At 68.2% G+C, this 20,636-nt stretch carries 19 protein-coding genes; 6 read left to right on the top strand and 13 right to left on the bottom strand.

The window, feature by feature from the left end; genetic code table 11:
* Positions 1-59: 59 nt before the first annotated feature.
* The 4 genes from G1H10_RS07475 to G1H10_RS07460 all read right to left on the bottom strand — a co-directional run bounded on the left by G1H10_RS07475 (position 60) and on the right by G1H10_RS07460 (position 5,300).
* Positions 60-2,273 carry an MMPL family transporter gene (locus G1H10_RS07475; RefSeq protein WP_163734969.1) on the bottom strand — a complete coding sequence of 738 codons (2,214 nt, stop codon included), beginning with the start codon at positions 2,271-2,273 and terminating at the stop codon, positions 60-62.
* A gap of 264 nt (positions 2,274-2,537) precedes the next feature.
* Positions 2,538-3,152 carry a TetR/AcrR family transcriptional regulator gene (locus G1H10_RS07470; protein WP_174264169.1) on the bottom strand — a complete coding sequence of 205 codons (615 nt, stop codon included), beginning with the start codon at positions 3,150-3,152 and terminating at the stop codon, positions 2,538-2,540.
* A gap of 223 nt (positions 3,153-3,375) precedes the next feature.
* Positions 3,376-4,029 (bottom strand): response regulator transcription factor, encoded by a 654-nt coding sequence (locus G1H10_RS07465; RefSeq protein WP_163734963.1) that lies wholly within the window; start codon positions 4,027-4,029, stop codon positions 3,376-3,378.
* The gene (locus G1H10_RS07460) at positions 4,026-5,300 is read right to left on the bottom strand and encodes a sensor histidine kinase (RefSeq protein ID WP_163734960.1); all 1,275 of its coding nucleotides are present in this window, start codon (positions 5,298-5,300) and stop codon (positions 4,026-4,028) included. The genes G1H10_RS07465 and G1H10_RS07460 overlap by 4 nt, the downstream gene beginning before the upstream one ends.
* Before the next feature lie 237 nt (positions 5,301-5,537).
* Here G1H10_RS07460 and G1H10_RS07455 point away from each other — a divergent pair, with 237 nt between their 5' ends.
* Positions 5,538-6,071, top strand: a complete 534-nt coding sequence (locus G1H10_RS07455; protein WP_216853002.1) for an SIR2 family NAD-dependent protein deacylase — start codon at positions 5,538-5,540, stop codon at positions 6,069-6,071.
* Between the two features lie 552 nt (positions 6,072-6,623).
* Here G1H10_RS07455 and G1H10_RS07450 read toward each other — a convergent pair.
* From G1H10_RS07450 to G1H10_RS07440, 3 genes are all read right to left on the bottom strand, one after another.
* The gene (locus tag G1H10_RS07450; protein ID WP_216853001.1) at positions 6,624-7,868 is read right to left on the bottom strand and encodes an MFS transporter; all 1,245 of its coding nucleotides are present in this window, start codon (positions 7,866-7,868) and stop codon (positions 6,624-6,626) included.
* The gene (locus tag G1H10_RS07445) at positions 7,858-8,583 is read right to left on the bottom strand and encodes an ArsR/SmtB family transcription factor (protein ID WP_163734956.1); all 726 of its coding nucleotides are present in this window, start codon (positions 8,581-8,583) and stop codon (positions 7,858-7,860) included. The genes G1H10_RS07450 and G1H10_RS07445 overlap by 11 nt, the downstream gene beginning before the upstream one ends.
* 173 nt (positions 8,584-8,756) lie before the next feature.
* Positions 8,757-10,148, bottom strand: a complete 1,392-nt coding sequence (locus tag G1H10_RS07440) for an FAD-binding oxidoreductase (RefSeq protein WP_163734954.1) — start codon at positions 10,146-10,148, stop codon at positions 8,757-8,759.
* Positions 10,149-10,378: 230 nt separating this feature from the next.
* Between G1H10_RS07440 and G1H10_RS07435 the strand changes: the two genes are divergently transcribed.
* The gene (locus tag G1H10_RS07435) at positions 10,379-10,813 is read left to right on the top strand and encodes a MarR family winged helix-turn-helix transcriptional regulator (protein WP_163735364.1); all 435 of its coding nucleotides are present in this window, start codon (positions 10,379-10,381) and stop codon (positions 10,811-10,813) included.
* 124 nt (positions 10,814-10,937) lie between these two features.
* On the opposite strand, the gene G1H10_RS33850 is transcribed toward G1H10_RS07435, so the two are convergent.
* Both G1H10_RS33850 and G1H10_RS07425 read right to left on the bottom strand, forming a co-directional pair.
* Complete coding sequence (locus tag G1H10_RS33850) at positions 10,938-11,156, bottom strand: KTSC domain-containing protein (RefSeq protein WP_163734951.1); 219 nt, start codon at positions 11,154-11,156, stop codon at positions 10,938-10,940.
* Between the two features lie 181 nt (positions 11,157-11,337).
* On the bottom strand, positions 11,338-12,246 hold the full coding sequence (locus G1H10_RS07425) for an endonuclease/exonuclease/phosphatase family protein (protein ID WP_216852999.1): 909 nt from the start codon (positions 12,244-12,246) through the stop codon (positions 11,338-11,340).
* Between the two features lie 259 nt (positions 12,247-12,505).
* Between G1H10_RS07425 and G1H10_RS07420 the strand changes: the two genes are divergently transcribed.
* Positions 12,506-13,765, top strand: a complete 1,260-nt coding sequence (locus G1H10_RS07420; protein WP_216852998.1) for a glycerophosphodiester phosphodiesterase family protein — start codon at positions 12,506-12,508, stop codon at positions 13,763-13,765.
* 273 nt (positions 13,766-14,038) lie between these two features.
* The gene (locus G1H10_RS07415) at positions 14,039-15,061 is read left to right on the top strand and encodes a CHAD domain-containing protein (RefSeq protein WP_163734948.1); all 1,023 of its coding nucleotides are present in this window, start codon (positions 14,039-14,041) and stop codon (positions 15,059-15,061) included.
* A gap of 21 nt (positions 15,062-15,082) precedes the next feature.
* On the opposite strand, the gene G1H10_RS32290 is transcribed toward G1H10_RS07415, so the two are convergent.
* Together G1H10_RS32290 and G1H10_RS07405 are read right to left on the bottom strand one after the other, a co-directional pair.
* Positions 15,083-15,952 (bottom strand): arginase family protein, encoded by an 870-nt coding sequence (locus tag G1H10_RS32290; protein WP_216852997.1) that lies wholly within the window; start codon positions 15,950-15,952, stop codon positions 15,083-15,085.
* A 91-nt stretch (positions 15,953-16,043) separates the two neighbouring features.
* Positions 16,044-16,988: an aldo/keto reductase gene (locus G1H10_RS07405; protein ID WP_163734946.1), complete on the bottom strand. Its 945-nt coding sequence runs from the start codon at positions 16,986-16,988 to the stop codon at positions 16,044-16,046.
* Between the two features lie 698 nt (positions 16,989-17,686).
* On the opposite strand from G1H10_RS07405, the gene G1H10_RS07400 reads away from it, so the two are divergent.
* Positions 17,687-18,208 (top strand): putative immunity protein, encoded by a 522-nt coding sequence (locus tag G1H10_RS07400; protein ID WP_163734941.1) that lies wholly within the window; start codon positions 17,687-17,689, stop codon positions 18,206-18,208.
* Between the two features lie 164 nt (positions 18,209-18,372).
* Positions 18,373-18,777, top strand: coding sequence for a MerR family transcriptional regulator (locus tag G1H10_RS07395; protein WP_163734939.1), 405 nt, complete (start codon positions 18,373-18,375; stop codon positions 18,775-18,777).
* 84 nt (positions 18,778-18,861) lie between these two features.
* Here the strand turns inward: G1H10_RS07395 and G1H10_RS07390 are convergent, their stop codons facing one another.
* Together G1H10_RS07390 and G1H10_RS07385 are read right to left on the bottom strand one after the other, a co-directional pair.
* The gene (locus tag G1H10_RS07390) at positions 18,862-19,314 is read right to left on the bottom strand and encodes a DUF5956 family protein (RefSeq protein ID WP_512700306.1); all 453 of its coding nucleotides are present in this window, start codon (positions 19,312-19,314) and stop codon (positions 18,862-18,864) included.
* 21 nt (positions 19,315-19,335) lie between these two features.
* Complete coding sequence (locus G1H10_RS07385; protein ID WP_163734935.1) at positions 19,336-20,565, bottom strand: GNAT family N-acetyltransferase; 1,230 nt, start codon at positions 20,563-20,565, stop codon at positions 19,336-19,338.
* Positions 20,566-20,636: the final 71 nt, after the last annotated feature.

The raw sequence follows: 20,636 nt of genomic DNA, 5'->3' as shown, positions 1-20,636 counted from the left end.
TAGGCGAAAGAGGGGCGGCCGGTGGGAGCACTCCACCGGCCGCCCTTGTGGGGAGTTGGTCAGCTGCCGACGGCTGCCGGCTCGCGGTCCTTCCGTCCGTCCTCGTTGAGGTACTTCGCCAGCTTCTCGCCCTCGACGTCGACGTTCGGCAGCAGGCGGTCCAGCCAGCGCGGCAGCCACCACGCCCTGCGCCCGAGCAGCGTGAGGATCGCCGGCACGATCGTCATTCGCACCACGAAGGCATCGAACGCGACCGCCGCCGCCAGCGCCATGCCGACCTGCATGATGAAGTCCTCACCGCCCAGCATGAACGCGCCGAACACGCTCATCATGATGATCGCGGCCGCGGTGACGACTCGGCTACCGTGCTGGAACCCGGTGACCACCGACTGGGTCGGAGCCGCGCCGTGCACGTATTCCTCCCGCATCCGGGTGACCAGGAACACCTCGTAGTCCATCGCGAGCCCGAACACCACGCCGATCAAGAAGATCGGCAGCATGCTGATGATCGGTCCGGTGTTCTCGGCGATGCCGAACCAACCCCACTGGAAGACGGCGACCAACAGGCCGAAGGTCGCACCCATGGTCACCAGGAAGCCCAGCCCGGCCTTGAGCGGCACCAGAATGGAACGGAACACCAGCATCAGCAGGATGAACGACAGCCCGACCACGATCGCCAGGTACGGAGCCATGGCGTCGGCGATCTTCTGGTTGAAGTCGATCACGACCGCGGTGTTGCCGGTGACCGACAGGGTCGCGCCCGTGTCGGAGGCGAGCTGGTCACTGAGGTCACGGGCATCGCTGACCAGATCCTCGGTCTCCGCGCTGGACGGACCGTTCTCCGGGATGATGCTGAGGATGGCGGTGTCGCCGGCCTCGTTCGGGAACGGCTCCGAGACGGCGACGACGTTGCCGAGACCGGACAGCGACTCGACCGCCTGGTCGAACGCGCCCTGCGGGTTGTCGCTGCCCGAGGCGTCGACGATGGCCGTCAGCTGTGCGTTGTAGCCCTCGCCGAATCCCTCGGACACCAGGTCATACGCCTGACGCTGGGTGGTGTCCTCGGACATCGACTCTTCCCCGGGCAGCCCGAGGCGCATGTCCATCACGGGCGCCGCGATGCCGATCATCGCCACGACCGCGACCGCTGCCACGGCCTTCGGCCGACGCGTCACGAACGTCGCCCAGCGCCGCCCCGCACTCGGCTTGCCGCCGGTGTCGTCCGACTCCGGGTCACGCGCCCGCAGGCCCGGGATCCGCCCGCCCAGCACACGGTGCTTGGCGAAGCCCAGCATCGCCGGCAGCAGCGACAGCGCGATCAGGACGGCGATTCCGACAGCGAACGCCGCCGCGAGACCCATCTCCGTCAGCATCGGGATCCCGACGACGAACAGACCACTCAGCGCGATCATGACCGTCAAGCCGGCGAACACCACGGCCGAGCCGGCGGTGCCGAGCGCACGTCCGGCGGCCTCGCTTCCCTCCCGGCCCATGGCGAGCTCATGCCGGTACCGCGAGACGATGAACAGCGCGTAGTCGATCGCGACGGCCAGCCCCAGCATGGTGGCGAGAATCGAGGTGTCCGCGCCCATGTCGATGAACCCGGTCGCGGCCGTGATGGCGGAGATGGCGATACCCACACCGATGATGGCGTTGAGCAACGGAAGCCCAGCCGCGGTCAGCGAGCCGAAGGTGATCACCAGGACCACAGCGGCCACCGCGATACCGATGAGCTCGCTGGACATGCTCTCGGCTTCCCACTCTTCGACAGCCTCACCGCTGAGCTCCACGGTCAGACCCGCGTCGCGGCCGTCCTGCGCGATGTCCTTGAGCGCCTCTTTGGACTCCTCGGACAGGTCGCCCCATTCGACGCCGTAATCGACGTCGGCATAGGCGATGTCGTTGCCTTCCGCGACGGTCCCGGCTTCGAAGGGATCGGCGACGGCGGCCACCTGCGGCGCCTGGCTGAGCGCGGCCACCACGTCGTCGACGACGGCCTGGTTCTCCGGATCGGTCAGGGTCTCACCCTCTGGAGCTGCGAAGACGACCCGCGCCGCGGTGTTGTCGCTGTCCGGCATCTCGGGGAAGCGCTCCTCGAGCAGGTCGAACGCTTCCTGAGACTCAGTTCCGGGGATCTCGAATGAGTCGTTGGTGTCACCCGAGAGCGTCGATGCTCCGACACCAGCAAGTACGAAAAGCACCAGCCACGTTAAGGCGACTATGCCTCGTCGCCGATAAGAGGTCCGGCCTAGCCGGTAGAGGAATGTTGCCACCGATTTACTCCACTCGAGTCATTTCAAGCCATCCAAAGAACAGCACGGTCTTGCTGTGAGCCGCCTGAGAGCTCGGGACGCGCTGCTGACGCCCTCGTCTTGCTGGACGCCGTGTGCCGCGGCTTATGACGCGCGGCGTCCGAACCACCGGTCCCGGTCTGGCGTTGAACACGTCTCCATCCTGTTGTGCCTGGTCGTCTGTCACCATCGGGGATGTCCCTGACGCCTCCCGGAACCGACCCTGGGTTGCCTGAGCACCCCGGCTCAGCCGGCGTCGGGATCTCGCCACGGTTCCGGCAAGCCGGCCCGCATCTGCGTGAACGCCTGCTTGATCAACTCGACGACGTCACGCTCAGCCGGTGCGGCCAACCACGCCGTCAGCGCGGCCCTGGCACAGAGCATCGCCGCCCCCGCCTGCAGATGCGGATACATGTCGTGAGCTGCGCGGGTCCCGGAGCGATCCGCCACGACCTCCGAGAACCTGTCGATCGCACATTTCACGACCGTCAGTTCCTGACTGAGCAGCGCCGCGTTCTCTTGGACGAAAGCGAACTGGGCAAGGAACTCACGGCCGCGATCCGACTCACCCATGACGTCCTCGATCATCACCGCCTGCAGCGCGTCCCAGATGGACTCCTCGGCTGGGCGCGACCGGAGTGCCTCCACCGAGTCGTCGATACGGTCGGCGATGACACTGACGATCGCCTCCTCCTTGCTGGAGAAGTAGTTGTGGAACGTGCGTGGCGACACATCCGCCGCCGCGGCGATCGCGTCCGCCGTAACGGCTTCCACACCGTGCTCCATCGCAAGGCCGAGCGCCGACCGCCCGAGGGCCCGCCGGGTGGCCGCCTTCTTGCGCTCACGCAATCCCAGTTCCATCCGCACGGCAGTCACGCTATCCGGCTGACAGTTACTTGCAAAATGCCTTCTCAGCAATCTTTCAGACTGCGCACTCTGATAGTGACTTGCATCACACCGGACCCGGCACGCCACTTCCTGAGGGCAGGTAACGTTTGAGCCCCGGTTGGGGCGTCTTTTCCGTTACCGTGCTCAGCAAGACATCCGAGGGTCAGCCGATCACGCGCGGGCGTGCGACGTGGCTTCAGCCCGCGAGGCCCGACTGGTACGCGAACACCACGAGCTGTGCCCGATCCCGGGCGCCAAGCTTGATCATCGCGCGGCTGACGTGGGTGCGGGCCGTCGCCGGGCTGAGCACCAATCGCTCGCCGATCTCGTCGTTGGTCAGCCCTTCGGCCACCAGGGCGACGACCTCACGCTCACGTCCGGTCAGCTCGTCGAGGTTCGGATGCGGCTTCGCGGGCCGCTTTGCGCCGGTCACGAACTCCCGGATCAGCGTCCGCGTGACCGACGGCGAGAGCAACGCCTCGCCGGCCGCCACCAGGCTGATCGCCTGCAACAGGTCCGCCGGGGAGGTGTCCTTCAGCAGGAACCCGCTCGCACCGAACCGCAGTGCGTCGAAGACATACTCGTCGTGCTCGAACGTCGTCAGGACGATCACCTTGGTGTCGCCGAGGTCGGGATCGGCGACGATGCGCCGCGTCGCCTCGAGTCCGTCGACACCCGGCATCCGGATGTCCATCAGTACGACGTCGGGCCGCTGCTGGCGCGCCGCCGCCACCGCTGCCAGCCCGTCGCCGGCCTCACCCGCCACGGTGAAACCGTCCTCATGCTCGATGAGTGTGCGCAATCCGAGCCGCACTACATCCTGATCGTCCGCGATCAGCACCGAGATCACCGGTCACCCCCGAGGGGAATCGAAGCGCGCACGACGAACCGTCCGGCACCGTCGGCTTCCGCGTCGAGCGTGCCGCCGAGCGCGGTCACCCGCCGGCGCATCCCGGAGATGCCCAGTCCGGCGCCGTCGTCCGGTCGGCCGCCCTGCCCCGGCCCACCCGCACCCGGCCCACCCGCACCCGGCCCGCCATCAGCCAGCTCAGCCGCAACCGACTCACCCGCGGCCCGCTCACTCATACGGCTCTGCCCGGAGGCGCCGTCGACAACGCGGTCCGTCACTGGATTAGACACGACGATCATCACGGCGTCAGTCTGATACGCGACACGGACGGCGGCAACCTTGACCCCGCCGTGTTTGAGGACGTTGGTCAGCGACTCCTGCACGACGCGGTATGCGGCCGTGGCGACGGCGGCGGGCAGGTCGCGGTTCTCGCCGGCCATCTCTACGTCCACGTCCAATCCGGCGTCGCGCATCCGGTCGCACAGCTCGCGGATGCTGTCGGGCCCGTGCACCGGCGCACGGGCGGCCTCCTGGGCTGACCGTCGCACAACGGTCAGTGTGGCGCGCAGCTCGTCCAGCGCGTCGCTACTGGTCCGGCTGATGGTGCGGAGCGCCTCTTCGGCATGCTCCGGCCGTTTCGCCAACACATGCAGGGCGACGTCGGCCTGCATCTTGATTGCCGCGAGTCCGTGCCCGACGACGTCGTGCACGTCCTGCGCGACCCGGAGGCGCTCGTCGTCGAGATGCTGGCGCAGCGCATCGGCCCGCGCCTGTGCTGCCGCCTCGCGGCTCACCCGGACCGTGATACCCAGCGCGCACGGAACGACGACCCACGCGGAAGCGGGGATGATCCCGAGCGCGCCCGGCAGAGCCACGTCGTTGGTGAACAGATGGACCAGTAGCGGCGGAAGGGTCGCCGCCGACGCCCAGGCCGCCAGCTGCGTGGGTCGGTACCGCGCGACGGTGTACACGGCGACGAAGAACGAGAAGAAGATCGGCCCGTACGGATAACCGGCGGCGAGGTAGGACGAGATCGCCAGCGCGGCGACCGCCAGCACCGCCACCGGCCAACGACGACGCACGGCGAGCACCCCGCCGGTGACGACGATGAGCGCGTAGCCGACGCCGTCGATCGGCCGATCGACGTCCACCTCCCAGTTGTCGAAGGCCGACGTCACGACGAGGCCGAGCACCACCAGGAACGCCGCCAGCGCAGCGTCGATCAGCTGCTCCCGCCGCCTGGCCGGTGCCAGTGATCTCACGTTGTCCATGCCCTCCAGCATGTTCGCGCTCGCCCGCGCGCGCATCGGCCCACAGGCGGTGACCGGAGTACGTCCGGGGACGTACGCGGCGCAGCGATAGGCGCAGCCCGCCCGCCTCAATGTACGCGAGCCGACCCATGGATGTGTCGCTCTCGGGCGGATGTTCAGGAACGCCGATTCCCGGAGGCTGTGAAGCACTCGGCACCGACCCACACGGCGCCGCCCGACACACCCCGAGGAGCCCTCATGTCCACCCTGACGAACCTGCACACCGCCCCAGCGACCGAGCCCTCCCGACGCCACGTTCCACCGACCAGATTCGACCGTTGGATCGAGCGCGGCACCGGCTGGCTGGCGCACCACAGCATCACCCTCTTACGGGTGAGCCTGGGCCTGGTCTTCCTGGCATTCGGCGCCATCAAGCTCGCCGGTGTCAGCCCCGCTGAGGATCTCGCCGTGCGCACCGTCGACACTCTGACGCTCGGAATGGTCTCCGGCGACGCGGCGCTTCTGATGACCGCGCTCGTCGAGATGGCCATCGGAGTCACGTTGACCACCGGCCGGATGCTGAAGACCGGCCTGGTCATCCTGGGTGGCTCGCTGGTGGCGATCATGTCACCGCTGGTGCTGTTCTTCGGCGAGATGTTCCCGGACGGCGCACCGACGCTGGCGGCGCAGTACGTGCTGAAGGACATCATTCTGGTCGCGGCCGGTCTGGTGGTCGCGGCACGCGCCCTGGGCGCCCGCATGGTGACCGACGACGGACGGAGCGCGCACTGACCGCAGACGCGCTCCTCCCAACCATCGACGGTGCTCGTCCCGGCACGGTGGCCCTGAGCCACCCGGGACGAGCACCGTCACTTGTGGCAGCGCGAGCATGTGCCATCGCCGAGGCCTTCCTCGGCGGTGGACTTGGTGCCGTATCCGGCGGGCGTCATGGCACCCGTGGGGCGTTCGAGGCACCCGTGGGGCGTTCGAGCTGCTCGCGCTCCGCTGTGTGGTGAGTCGTGGGAGTTTCGTCCGCCCAGCAGGGTCGTGTCCCCGGTCGTGGGAGTTCGGACCCCTGGCAGCGGCCAGAACTCCCACGATGATTCACGCGACTCACGGAACCCCTATTTGAGCGGCTGATCTTCACACGGCCGAGCGCACAACCGTGCTTGGACCGGTCGGTTGGCACACGGCAACCCGCACGACGCAGTTGTGGGTGGTGTCGTGTGAGAAGCAGCCGGTCACCACCCGACCGTGTCATCGGTCGTGCCAGAGGCGGCCCGTGTACCCGACTGTGCGGTCTGTCGTGCGATGGCGAACCTGGCGTCGTGCTACGGGTCGGCATCACCGTGTGACCCGTCGTCGCTTTCGATCCATCTCGGACCACTCCTTCTGCAACCCCGGCAGCGTCGTCGTGATCAGGTACACGGCGCCGCATATCAGCAGGGCCGGAGACAGTCCGGCCAGCGCGATCAGGCCGCCGCCGACGACGCCGCCGAACGGCATCCCCGACCAGGCCACCGCGACGACCATCGTCCGCACTCGGCCATACATCTCCGGTGGAACGCGCTCGAACTGGATAGCGCCGATGATGGGGTTGAGGAAGCCAGTTCCGAGACCAGACACAGCATAGACACCGATGACCACCCAGGTCGGCGTTTCGAGCGCGAGCACGACGAACCGCGGCGCACCACCGATGAAGAACCCGACCAGGTAGATCGGCCGACGCGGAAGGCGATGCGCGATCGCCGCGGCCGCCAAGCTGGAAAGCGCGGAGAACCCGCTCATCACACCGACGACGAGTCCGATGGTGGCCGGGCCCTGGCCGCTCTCCCTCGCCCAGACCGGCAGTAGTATCGATCCCCATGCGGCGTCGAGCAGGTTGGTCACGGCGACCATGCCTGCGATCGAGCGCAGCAACCGCTCCTTGCGAAGGAAATCGGCGCCGCTGCGTAGCCGCGCCAGGTAACCCTCCGTCGGCTCACCACCTGGCGATGGCTCACGGCGTGGGGTGGTGGCCGTGATGATCGCCGCGCCGAGCCCGAACAGACTCGCAGTGACGGCGAGCGCGTAGGCGCCCCCGACTGCCGCCACGACGACGCCGGCCACGGCGGGACCGACTGTGGAGGCCAGTCGTTCGATCGTGCCGGACAGACCGGTGCCGCGTTCGAGCGGGACTCGGGCGGCCTCGGTCATCGCCGGGATGAAGACACCCTTCGAGGCGTCGGCCGGCCCGCGGAACGCCCCGATCACGGCGACCAACGGCAGGAGCAGCCCGAGGCTCATCGCGTCGGCGGCGTACAGCAGCGGGATCACTGCCGCCGCGCCCATGCTCACCAGGTCACCAACGATGCTGATCCGGCGCGGCCCGACGTGATCGATCAATGGGCCAGAGATGACTTGCGCGATGACGTATGGGGTCAACTCGGCGAAGACGACGACGCCGGTCTGCGCCGCGCTGCCCGTGGTGGTCAGCACAAACCACGGAAGCGCGATGGCCGATAGCCGGGTACCCGTCCAGGCCACGGCCTGCGCGGAGAGGACACCGACCAGCCCACGCCATGAGCGTGCGGGCGGCTCAGCCGCCATCCTGCCCGTCCCGCGCGCTGCCGACGTCCTCATCGTCCCGGCCGTCGACGGGCTCGTCTACGTCGCCGAAAGGCTCGTCCGCGTCACCGACGACGTCCTGCCCAGGCTGCAGGAACGCCTGCATCTGGAGGTGGAAGGGGCGTGCGTCGGCGGGCACATCGGCCGAGCGCTGTGCAGCCGGGTCGCCCAACGGCCTGTAGCGCGCCACCACCTGCTGGATCTCGCGGAGCAGTTGCGTCGCTTCGTCCGGCGTCAGCAGGAACGGGAAGTCACTGAACGTCGCCGCTTCGCGCCAGCGCCGCGGCAACATGGGCCGCTCTTCCGCCGCGCGCTGCATCTTCTCCGCGTAGACCAGCGCGATCGCCCGCAGATAGGCGGCGCCGGCATCCCGGTCATCTTCTTCCAGTTCGTCGACCTTGAGGACCGACGATCGGTGCACCGCACGCCACCAGCGGTCACGCCCGGTGCCGCGTTCCTCATCCTCGGCAATCAATCCACCCGCGGCGAGCTGGCGCAGGTGATAGCTGGTGGCTCCCGAGTTCAACCCGAGCTTCACGGCGAGCGTCGTCGCTGTGGCCGGCCCTTCCACGCGCAGCAGGCCAAGGATGCGCAGCCGAACCGGATGCGCAACGGCCCGCAACGACCGGGAACCGAGCAGGACGTCACGGTGCGGGTCCGGTTCGATCGGCCACGGTTGCCGTTTCTCATGTGCCATGCCGACAGACTAATCCGCAAACACTTCTTTGCAAATAGTTATTTGCGGACTAATGTAGCGACCCCTGCCTCGGTTGATCAGACCGGGCGTGCCCGTGTCCGGGCGTCGTGGAACTCGCCCGGACACGGCCACGGTCGTGATTGCGCTACATGCTCGACATGTTGTCGGCGAAGTTACACGCCGTCGCCGACACCGGCCGGCAGCACGTTCTGGTTCAGGCGGAAGAAGTTCGCCGGGTCGTAGACTCGCTTCACTTCGGCGAGCCGGTCCCCGGTCTTCCCTGGGTACGCCTCGCGGACTCGCTCGGGTCCTTCATCGCCGAGAAAGTTGACGTACGTGCCAGGCACAGCCTCCTTCAGCTTCCCCGCAACCTTGTCCACCCAGGGCTCGTACTCCGCGACGGCGGCAGGATCGGGCGACATCGCCGCCACGTTGCCCATCAGCCGGCGTCCGCGGTGCGCGTACGCCGTCGCGTCGTCGGCGGTTCGAGCGATCGCACCGCCGAGCACGCGCAGCTGTACGGCCCGCATCGGCGCGGGCGACCACGTCAGCCGATCCGTGATCAACTCGGCGGACTCCGCGCTCAGACCGTCCAGATAGACCATCCGCGACACCGCGCCCATCCGCGGAGGGTGCTCGGGCGGGAACATCTCCGGGTAGCTCATCGGGCGCACCATGTCGACGATGGGCGTCGCCAGCTCCCGGAACGGCGCGACGATCTGCTCTCCGTCCTCGGCGGGTCCGGCGTAGCAGAGCATGACCATGATGATCAACTGCCCATGGACCTCGGCCGGCAGGAACGGCATCGGCGGCGCCACCATCACGTTGATGATCGTGGACAGCTCGTCCGGCGCCGCCTCGGCGATGGCCACTGCCTGGTGCAGCACGTCAGCCGACGCGGGCAGGACAAGCAGGCCGCCCACCACACCGTCCAGTTCGTGCAGCCGGTACTTGATCCGGGTCACGACCCCGAAGTTGCCGCCACCGCCGCGGATCGCCCAGAACAGGTCGGGATGGTTCTCCGCGTCCACGTGCAGGATCTGACCGTCGGCGGTCACCACCTCGGCGGCGAGGACATCGTCGATGGTCAGGCCGTACTTGCGGCTCAAATAGCCGATGCCGCCTCCGAGCGTGATGCCGCCGATGCCGACCACACCCGTGTCTCCGAAACCGGTGGCCAGCCCATGCTCCCCCACCGCCGCCGTGTACTCGCCCGCCGTGAGCCCGGTCTGCGCCCACGCCGTACGGCCCTCGGCGTCGATCTCGATGCCCTTCATCCCGGACAGGTCGAGGACGACGCCGTCGCACACACCGTGTCCGGCGCCGCTGTGGCCGCCGCCGCGGACGGCGAGCTCCAGCCCGGCCTCCCTGACCAGAGTGACGAGCCGGGACACCTGTGCGGTGTCTCCAGGGCGGACGATCGCCACGGGCCGCCGGTCGACCCTGGCACTGAAGACCAGACGCGCCTGTTCGTAGTCATCATGCTCTGGCGTGACGACTCGATTCGCGAACTCCTCGCGAAGACGCGCGACCAGCGGCTCCGCACTCTGCGTGATTGTTTCCATCGGTTCTCCCTTTCAAGCCCCTGCGACACTACGGCTTGCCACCGACAGTGCCGGAGCCGCCGACCACTTAGCGGCTCACTGATATGTCGAACGAAGACGCCTCGACGTGACACCCGAGCGTGGAAAAAACGATAGATATCTAAAAGTTAGATGTCAAACGATTGGTGGGTCGAAGAATGATGGGATAGCCTCAGCCCGTGCAGGGACCTCCGGAGAAGCGCCCCATCGGGATGGTGCTGTGGAAGACGGTGAACGAGACCGGACGGGCGTTCGACCTGGCGCTCAGCAGCGTCGGCGGTTCGCGGCCGATGTGGTTCATCCTGCTCGCGCTGAAGGCCGACCCCGTCGCCAGTCAACGCGAGATCGCCGCCACCGTCGGGATCCAAGGCGCCACCTTGACCCACCACCTCACCGCCATGGAGGCGGACGGACTGCTGACCCGGCGCCGTGACCCCGCCAACCGACGGGTGCATCTGGTGGAGCTGACCGATCGGGGCGAGGCTGCGTTCCAGCGCATGCGCGACGCCGCGCTCGATTACGACCGCAAACTGCGCCAGGGCATCCCGGACGAGGACATCGACCGCCTGCGCGACACCCTCGACCGGCTCCGCGAGAACTCCGCATCGATCATGAAGTCGACGCGCGGCCACGGCACACACACGTGACCCGGAGACGGCAGGTGTCGATGGGTCTTGACGCCGACGCCAGGCCGCGCGTCTGCGATCTGGTGGCGCACCACGATCGCCGCCGCCGGCGTGCGCATTCCGCCGCAAACGGTGGTGCGGGCGATCAGGACGCCTGGATGCACACGTAGCTGTAGCGGGGCTTGATGCGTGTGTTGACGTAGCGCCCCATGCTGTCCGCGCTCAGCAGCCCATCCACCTCAGACCGCGGAACCTGGAAGTACCGGTACACCGCACCCGAGCGGTACTCCACCTCCAGGATGTTCGTGGCGCCGTCGAACCCGACCGACGCGATCGCCTTCGACGAGACCCGCTGTCGCCGCACGTCACGCACGCTCCTCCGGAAAGCCAGGTGGGCGCTGCCCTACCGGCAATGTTACGAGCGCACGACGGCGGGCTGAAGGCCCGTCGCCCGGCCCTTCAGCCCGCCGTCCTGGCGTCCGTGCGCGGAGACGCACCTGCCCCGAGTGTGCCCCGGGTGGCTGCCCCGGCTCCGCGCCCGGTTGTCAGCCGTTGCTCGGGCCGACGCCCACGCGGCTGCCGGGCAGCAGCAGGTCGGCGTGGACCGGCAGGTGGTCCGACGCATCCGTGGTCACCACCGCGGCCGACCGGGCGACGACGTCGTCGGAGGTCATCACGTAGTCGATACGGCGGTTCGGGTCCTCGACCGGATACGTGTATCCCTCGCCCACGCCGGCCTCCTCCCAGGCGTCGATCAGGTCGTCCACCAGCGTCTTGATCTCCGGCGCCTGCGGTGTGGCGTTCAGGTCGCCCACCAGGACCACCGAGTCCTTCGGTGTCCCGATCAGTTCCTTGATCGCCTCGGCCTGTTCGAGGCGCTCGGCGGCGTCGTTGTGCTGCAGATGCGTGTTGTACACCTGGACCGGCACGCCCCGGACGACGATCCGCGCGCGCAGCAGCCCACGCTGTTCGTGCCCTTCATACTTCGGCAGGAACGTGTTGTCCCAGCTGATGATCGGCGACCGGCTCAGGATCGCGGTGCCGTATTGACGACGCGGCTCACCGGGGTTGAACGGGTCCCGGTCGAGGTTGGCGCCGTAGACCACGTGCATGTTCAGTTCCTTGGCCAGCCAGTCGGCCTGGTCGACGAAGTCGCTGCGCTCGGACCAGTGCCGATCGACCTCCTGCAGGCCGACGACGTCGGCGTCCTCGGCCTCGATCAGGTCGGCGACCCGTTGCAGGTCCAACCGCCCGTCTACGCCGACGCCGTGATGGATGTTGAAGCTCATCGCGCGGATCTCGCGAGCGACGGGATTCGCGGCCGGTCCGACGGATGACGTGGAGGACGTCGACGACGCGGACACCGGCGACGTCGCCGCGGTGGCGCCTGGTGCGATGAAGGCGGTCGCCAGCACGGCAGCCGCCATGGCCCTGAAGACACGAGTGAGTTTCATGCCCGAGATCGTCACCGGTCGCGGTGAAGCCGGGAAGACTTCTCGGTGAACCTCTCCCCCCGATTTCGCGCACGCGACATTGCCGCCGAGCGCGCCTGCGCTCTAGCGCAATCGTCGCGCGATCTTCAGCCTTCGTTCAGCGACCCGCAATGTTCGCTCACCGGGCGTCTCTGTACCGTTCCCGGAACACGACGAGGCCGGACCCTGGGAGAGATCGCCCAGAGGGGATGTGTGACCGGCCGCGAAGGAGGAGTCAGAGATGAAGACAGGCCATCCGTCCGGCATGGCGCGGCGCCAGGCCCGCACCGTGGGGACGTCCATCGCGCTTGCCGCCGGCATGACCGTCGCGCTGTTCGCCGGCTCGGCCGGCGCCGAGCAGCTCAGCGATGCGACGACGGACCCGATCACCATCGGCCACCGGGCGAGTGCCGGTCTCGCGCCGGAGAACACGCTCGCCGCCGTGGAACTGGTCAAGGAGCAGGGCCCCGACCTGTTCGAGATCGACGTCCAGCTTTCCTCGGACGGCGTGCCGGTGATGATGCACGACGCGACGCTCGCCCGCACCACCGACGTCGAGGAGGTCTTCCCCGGCCGCGAGGGTGACCTGGTGAACGACTTCACCTACGCCGAGCTGCAGCAGCTGGACGCCGGCGCGTGGTTCAGCGAGCGGTTCGCGGGCGAGAGGATCCCGACCCTGGGCGAGATCCTCGACCACGGCTACCACCCGGATCTCGGCATCGTCATCGAGCTCAAGAACCCGGCGGACTCGCCCGGCTTGGTCGACGTCGTCGTCGATGAGCTCAACTCTGACCCGCGGTGGAACGAACTCGCCGCGGACGGCCGGTTGACCGCGATCTCGTTCGACCTCGACGCCGTCCGCGACTTCCACGAGCTCCGGCCGGACATCCCGGTGATGGGGCTGGGCGGCGTGCCACAGTCGGATGCGGAGCTCGAGGCGATCGCCGAATGGGCCACGTCGTGGGGCACGAACTACCGCACCCTCGACCCGGCCGACGTCGACCGCGTGCATGAGGCCGGCCTGCTGCTCAACGTGTACACGGTGAACAGCCCGGCGCACATGGAGTACGTCATCGACCTCGGTGTGGACATGGTCACCACCGACTTCCCCGGCGTGCTGGTGGACCTGCTGGCCGGTGCGGAGCCGATCCCGGACGCCAACGGCGTCGTCATCTCCGACGCCGTAGGCGACGCGCCCGGCGACGACCTCCAGCCCGAGCACGGTGAACACGTCGTCCTCACCAACACCACCGACCGGCCGGTCAACGTCGGCGGGTATTACATCAACGATGCCGTCATCAACACCCTGGTGGTGGGCCGCGGCTACCTCATTCCTGCCGGCGGTGAGCTGCGTGTCTACACCGGCCCCGGCACCAACGTCCGCAAGCCGGGCGATAGCCGGTTCTACAACGACTTCGGTCGCGCGGTACTGAACAACGGTGGCGACAGCGTCGCGCTGTTCACGCCGGACGACACCCTGGTCGACATCTACGCCTACTGAGCGGATCGAGGGGCTCGGACCCGAAACTCGGGCCGAAGTCGGGTCCGAGAACCCGCCACGACCGGCGTCATCGCAGCACACATGCTGCGATGACGCCGGTCGATTCTGTTGATGGAGCAAACCGTACGGAAAGATGAACGATAGGCGAACGATCAGTGTCATTCGGGTGACTTAGACTGGTTTGAGGCTCAGGTATCGGGGGTGCCGAACGCCGGGCTCCGTCGGAGTTCCGGGGGGCCTGACTCTGCAGTCGACCAGCCGGAAGTTGCCGTCATGACCACGCCCATCGCGCCGGCGCAGTCGCCCGAAGGCGACGTGCCGGTCCGCCGGATCACGCCCGGCATGACCGCGGACGTCGCCGTCGCCACCGCCCTGCTCGGGTTTCTCGACACGATCGAGCACAACGTGCCGGGAACGATCGAGGATCGCGACCCAGAGTTCCTGCACGATCTGAGAGTCGCGGTGCGGCGCACCCGATCGCTGATCAAACTCGCCGGAGATGTGCTCCCGGCGCCGCTCGCCGAACGCTATGCGCCCCGGTTCAAGTGGCTGGGCGATCTCACCACCCCGACCCGTGACCTCGACGTCTACCTGCTGCGGCTGAACGACCTGGCGGAGTGGCTGGTCGGAGCCGAAGGAGACGACCTGGACCCGTTCGCCGAGCACGTGCGCCGGCAACGCAGCAAGAGCCGACGGTCGCTGGTGCGTGGACTACGCTCCCAGCGGTTCAGCTCCTTGTGCCGCAACTGGCGCACGGCACTGACCGCTGTGGTCGACGGTCGGGCCGGCATGGACGCGTCGGCGGACCCGGCCGGCCAGCGGTCACGGTCGGCGCCGGTGACGGTCGAGCACCTCGCCGCCGACCGGGTCCGCCACGCCTACAAACGGGTGCTCCGCCGGGCCCAGGTCATCACCCCGGACTCCCCCGCCGAACAGATCCATGCCCTCCGCAAACGCTGCAAGGAGCTGCGATACATCCTGGAGGTGTTCGAGCCGGTCTGCGCACCCGGCAAGCATCGGTCCGTCGTCAAGAGACTCAAGCGGGTCCAGGACGTGCTCGGCGACTTCCAGGACGGCGAAGTCCAGAGCGCGGCATTGCGCTCATTCGCACAGCAGATGCTCGACGACGACCCGCCGCCGGCCGCGACGCTGCTGGCGATGGGGGAGCTCTCGGCACGGTTCACGGCCCAGCAGCATCAGGCGCGGCTGAGTCTGACCGCGGCACTCCCCCGTTTGGTCGGCGCCAACACCCACAGCCGAATCGAGGCGATGCTGCCGGCCCGCACGCTCGCGTGAGGTCCCGCGCCGTCGACGCGTTCAGCCCGCCCGATGCTCGAGGTCGAGCGCCTCGGACAGCCGCGTCCCGATCCGCTCCGCGCTGCCATGGTTCGGCTGCCAGGTGCAACCGATACCGATCCCCACCACCTGGCCGACCTCCACGATCCGGTGCACCGCCGAGAGCACCGCGTCCAGCCCCGGGCCACCCGGGGCTGGAAACAACAGATCAGGCAGGTCGCTCGGGTCGACGACGTCGAGGTCGAGGTGGAGGTAGATCGGCCCGTCCGGGAGCAACTCGGCCGGATCGGCGGCGGCGACTGCGTGGCCGTCTCCGCTGCCTCCGCTGCCTCCGCTGCCTCCGCTGTCCACGCCGTCATCGCCGCCACCGCCGAACGAGTGGATGGCGAAGTCATACACGCCGCGCCGGGCGACAGCCGACTCGTGCAGGTACTCGATCTCCGCATGGTCCAGATCCCGCGCGTCGACCAGGACGACGCGGTCCTCGGCGACCGGCCGCAGCCCGAGCTCGTCCGCGATGAGCTCGGGCCGGTAACCCATCAGCATGCGCAACGGCATCCCGCCGAGATACCCGGATGTGGTGGTCTCCAAGGTCTGCACGTCGCCGTGGCCGTCGAACCAGACGATCGCCGGATCGAGCCCGGTGCGTTGCAGCCCGGCGACCACCCCGAGTGACGTGGTGCAGTCGCCGGAGAGCACGGTCGCGCGCCCGCCCGCCTGGACGTCGGCCGCCACAGCGTCCGCGACGCGCTGGTACAACAGGCCCATCCGGGCCCAGGTGTCCTCCTCGGCGACGCTGAAGTCGACCGTGACGGTGGTGTCCGGCTCGATCGGCACGTCAAGCGTGGGCCGGTACTCATCGAGGTGATAGGGGACCAGGATGGACGACATGCACCTACGCTAGACCATGTCCGGCTTGTCGATCATCACCGCGGACCTTGGCGCGCCCGACCGGCCCGCGGCCCGCACCGGGCACGACCCGTCAGCCGGCGGCGTCCAGCCGTGCCCGCTGATCCGCGCTGAGCGTCAGCGACACACCGGCCATCGCCTCGTCGAGCTGCGCGGCGTTGCTGACCCCGACGATCGGCGTGATCGACGGCGTGCCGCCGATCAGCCAGGCGAGCACCACCTGGTTGCGGGTGGCACCGAGTTCGGCCGCCACCTCGTCCAGCGCGGCGAGTCGCCGCGTCGTGCCCGGGTGGTCGTACACCTCGTGCAGGCGTTCCGGCTTGCTGTAAGCGCCCTCCAGCAGCGGCGTGTAGGCCCACGCCCACATGTCGTCGTGGCTGTCGACGTAATCGAGCATGTCGTCGGTGAGGTTGCCGAAGCGGTGAACCTTGCCCTCGATCCTGGTGCCAGGGCGCTGCTGAAGGTACGAGTAGCTGTGCTGGATGGCGGTGTATCCGGCCTGGCCGTGCGCCCGGGCAAGCTGCCGCGCACGCTCCACCATCCACAGCGGGTGGTTCGACACCCCCAGCCGGTCCACGGTTCCGGCGCGGACCAGCTCGCCGAACGCGTCCACCGTCTCGGCCAGGTCCGCGGACCGGTCCTCCATGTGCGCCCAGTACAGGTCGACCCGATCCACGCCGAGCCGCTTCAGGCTGCCTTCGATCCCGCGGGCGATGCTGTCCGCCGAGAGGCCCTGTTTGTGCTCGGGGAACCCGCCGACGACGGTCGGCTCGGCGCCCACCTTGGTGCTGATGTACACGCGCTCGCGCATGCCCGGGCGGTCGGCCAGCCAGCGGCCGATCACCTCCTCGCTCTGGCCTCCGAACCCCGTCTCGCTCTGCCAGAACGAGTAGCAGTCGGCGGTGTCGAGCATTGTGCCGCCCGCGTCGACGAACCGGTCGAGCAGATCACGCGACTCGTCCTCGGGCACTTTGGTGCCGAAGTGCATCGTCCCCAGCGCCACGTTGAGCTTCTCCACGTCTGTCCTCCTCGATGGTCTGCGTGGGTCAGCATTAGCTTCGTTGCTGGAGTGCGCTCCAGGTCAAGCCAGCATGGGAATCTCTCCCTCCGCTCGCCCCTGCACGCTCCCGAGCCCGGCCGTGACGGATCGACTCCCGGCCGCCGTGCGGGTTGTCGTGTGACAACGAGCCGATTCCGTCGGCTCGTGTGGACGGTCATGTGAGGATGAGCCAGCTTCATCGCGGTCGTGCCAACGGCCGCGTGAATGCCGACCGCAGAAACCACGCCCTGGCAGGTCGTGCGATCACTCGTGCGACTCCCAGCCGCTCTGTGCGGCCAGAACCACCACGACCGCACACGCAAGCCGTCGCACCCACCAGAACCCCCACGACAGATCACACAGTCGGTCTCGTTCTGCCCACCCCCGCCTGACCTCTGCCCACCTCCGCGCCTTGGCTACGTTCGTCCGAGATCCACACCGCCGCCATCGCCTGCTGGCCGTGTGCACACCACCGTCACCATCAACCACCCCTCTCCCGTCATGCGCGCGGTCGAAGGTCTGGACGCCCAGCGGACGGGTGCAGATCTCTTGCCGACATTCGAGCGGCCCGTCGCTTTCCAGTCGCGGTTGTGCTCTTTCGATGACGTCGCTCCCGCACCCTTCGTTCGGCGGACAGCACTCTCGGAGCACCCGCCGACGCGCCCTACCCTTGGATCGTGATCCTCCCCAGGGAGCGCGACCCTCGCCTCATCACGATTCGCAGAGGAGGCCTGCTCACCGACGCCGACCATCGCCTGCATGGGCTATGGGCAGCGGCGTGTGCCGAACACGTGTTGCACTTCTTCGAGGCTGAATGCCCTTCGGACACGAGACCTCGTGAAGCGATCGAGTCGATTCGTGCCTGGGCGCAAGGGTCGATGACGATGATGGCCTCCCGTGCGGCGGGTGGCCATGCGATGGGGGCGGCGCGGGAGTTGACGGGAGCGGCTCGGCATGCCGCCTACGCCGCAGGTCAAGCCGCATGCGTGGCGCACGTCGCCGAGCACAACCTCGGAGCGGCAGCTTACGCCATCAAGGCGGCTCGCGCTGGGGCCGCGGAGGCTGAGGATTGTGCCGGTCGCCTCGAGTGTGCGTGGCAACGCGAGCAGCTCCCCGAAGCGATCCGTGACGTGGTCATCGAGGACCAACGGCGACGGAACGACATCTGTTGGCGCGTGTTCGAGTGCCCGCTGCCATGAGGTCTGTGGCGCACTGCAGGTGCTTTCCGTCGAGGGGCGGTGCCGGCACGGCTGTCGCGTCCCCGCCACCAGCACCCGATTGCGGCCGCACCGTCCGATACTCCGTCGTTGCCCGTGGACTGGACCTTGACCTGGAGCGCACTCCAGGTGGCAAGCTGGTCGCCATGGCCACATACACGCCTTCGCAGGTGGCAGCCAAGACCGGCTTCAGCCTGGACACCTTGCGGTATTACGAGCGCATCGGTCTGCTCGGGGACATCGCCCGTACCTCCGGCGGACGTCGTACCTACGACGACGATGACCTGGGCTGGCTCGGCATGGTGCAGTGCCTGCGGGACACGGGCATGCCGATCGCGGATATGCTGCGGTTCGCCGAGCTGTGCCGCAACGGCGACGACACCATCCCAGAGCGGATCGCGCTGCTGGAACAGCACGACGCGACGGTGCAGGAGAAGATCGCGCACCTCAATACGCAGCAGCAGCGCATCAGCAACAAGATCCAGTGGTACCGGGATGTCACGCGCGCCGACGACGTGCCGTCGAAGGTCGCCGACTCCGCACCCGTATAGGTTTCGGGCGGCCATCATGAGCCGCTCCCGCGACCACGTTCGGTGACGAATCCATCGCGATGACCGTCAGCGCCGGCGTATCTCTCACCATGGGTAGGTCTCGCGAAGCCGTCTTGAGACGAAAGCTACGAACTCTGAATTGCACCATGGCTCGATGCTGTTGGCGTCCGCGTCATCTATGAGCCGGCGGAGAACGTCGTCGAGCTGCTCGACCCCGCTCGGTGAGCGCAGGTACCACGTTCGGTCCGGGGGTCGTGCCGGAAGGCCAGCGTCCGCGAGCGCCACGTTGCTGTCTTCTTCCTCAACTGCGTAGTCCTCGTCGGTCCACGATGTCACCCGCTTCGAGATGACATTTCCGTCGATATCCATCTCATACGTTGTGACAACTCTGTCCCGCTCCCGACGAACCCAGGTGCGATGCGAGCGGGGCCAGACAGCCGGAAGAAAGACCCACATCGGCGCATCCGGCGCCTCCACCCAATCGTCTCCAGCGGGAGGACTCGACGCCGGCGCCTCGTCGGTTCCCCACTCTGCCACCGTGTTCACGGGCCTAGTGTGCTAGAACATCTCGTGCGACCAGGGAGCGCGGTCCCAGCCGAAAGCGGCGGACACCGCCGCGGCCGCGCCAGGGCGATGCTCGACGATCTTCCTGGTCACCGCGAGCGAATGCAGTGGCGTGCCACCCAGGTAGATCGCGCCGAGTTCGCGGACGTCCAGCGTGAGGTCGGGTCCGGCCGTCGTCGGCTCACAGGAGGCTGATGTACGGTCACCCGTGAGACGCCATCGTCCGGCGTTCTCCGGCAGCATGTCATCGGTGACCTCCACCACCACGTCCAGCGGGGCCGCGTAACGGCGAGCGGCGAGCGCGGCCGGCACGTCGACGAGCCGGACCCACAGGCCGGGACGGACCGATGCGCCGAGCGCGTACGAGTTGGTGACGAGGTGCGCCAGCGGTTCATCCACGGCGGCGAAGTCACACCGCACGGTGCGCACCAGATCGAGCGAGAGCACAAACCGCCACAACGCCCGGTACGCCTCGTCGGTGGCGGCCACCACCTCGGCCACGTGCGCCTCACCATCCGGACCGCGCTCGGCCCACCTGGCCTTGGTCCGCCATAGCGCGTAGCCTTCGGCACCGGACTCCCCCTCGTACACCACGGCCTGCGATGCCGTCATCCCCTGCCGACGGTTCTCCGGATCCCGGGTGCGGTATCGCCACCACGCGTCGGACAGAGATGAGATACCCGGTCGCAGCGGCCGAGCGCGATCATGGATGTCGGCGAGCGTCTTGCGCAGCTCCGCCGGCACCCCCTGGCGGAGCCGCCCGGCCGGCGCGTCGCCGTGGAAGCCGGTCTGCAGCGGGGCGATCTCATACGCGACGTTCCACGAGGCGAGTCCGTAACCGAAGCGGCCGTAGATGCCTCCCTCGCTCGCCCATAACGTGGCGAACGGCTCGTCGCCGCGCTCCCGCACCGCACGCAGTTGCTCGGCCATCATGCGGCTCAGCACTCCGCGCCGTCGGTGCGTGGGCGCGACGACCACGGCCGTCACGTGCGCCGCCGGCGTCACCGCTCCCGGAATTGTCATCTCACGGGTCAAGACACCCGCCGTACCGACGAGCCGGTCCCGGTCGACGGTTACGTGAACACGTTCTGGCTCGAAGATGTCGCGCCGGGCCTCGATCGCGTCGTCGTCCGGCGCGTCGCGAAGGAATCCAGCCGAGACCAGCGACAGGAGTTCGGGCAGGTCATCAGGGGTACAGGTACGCAGGCTCAGATCGTTTGCCACCGTCCCTGTCTAGCGCATGCCGAGGCCGGGCCACCAGTCGGTTTCCGCGCGGCATGGCCGACGCACGTGTC

It is taken from the genome of Phytoactinopolyspora halotolerans, assembly GCF_010550675.1.
GTDB classification, from domain to species: Bacteria; Actinomycetota; Actinomycetes; order Jiangellales; family Jiangellaceae; genus Phytoactinopolyspora; species Phytoactinopolyspora halotolerans.
Note: the sequence above shows the minus strand (reverse complement) of the source record. Positions and strands in the feature narration are given on the sequence as shown.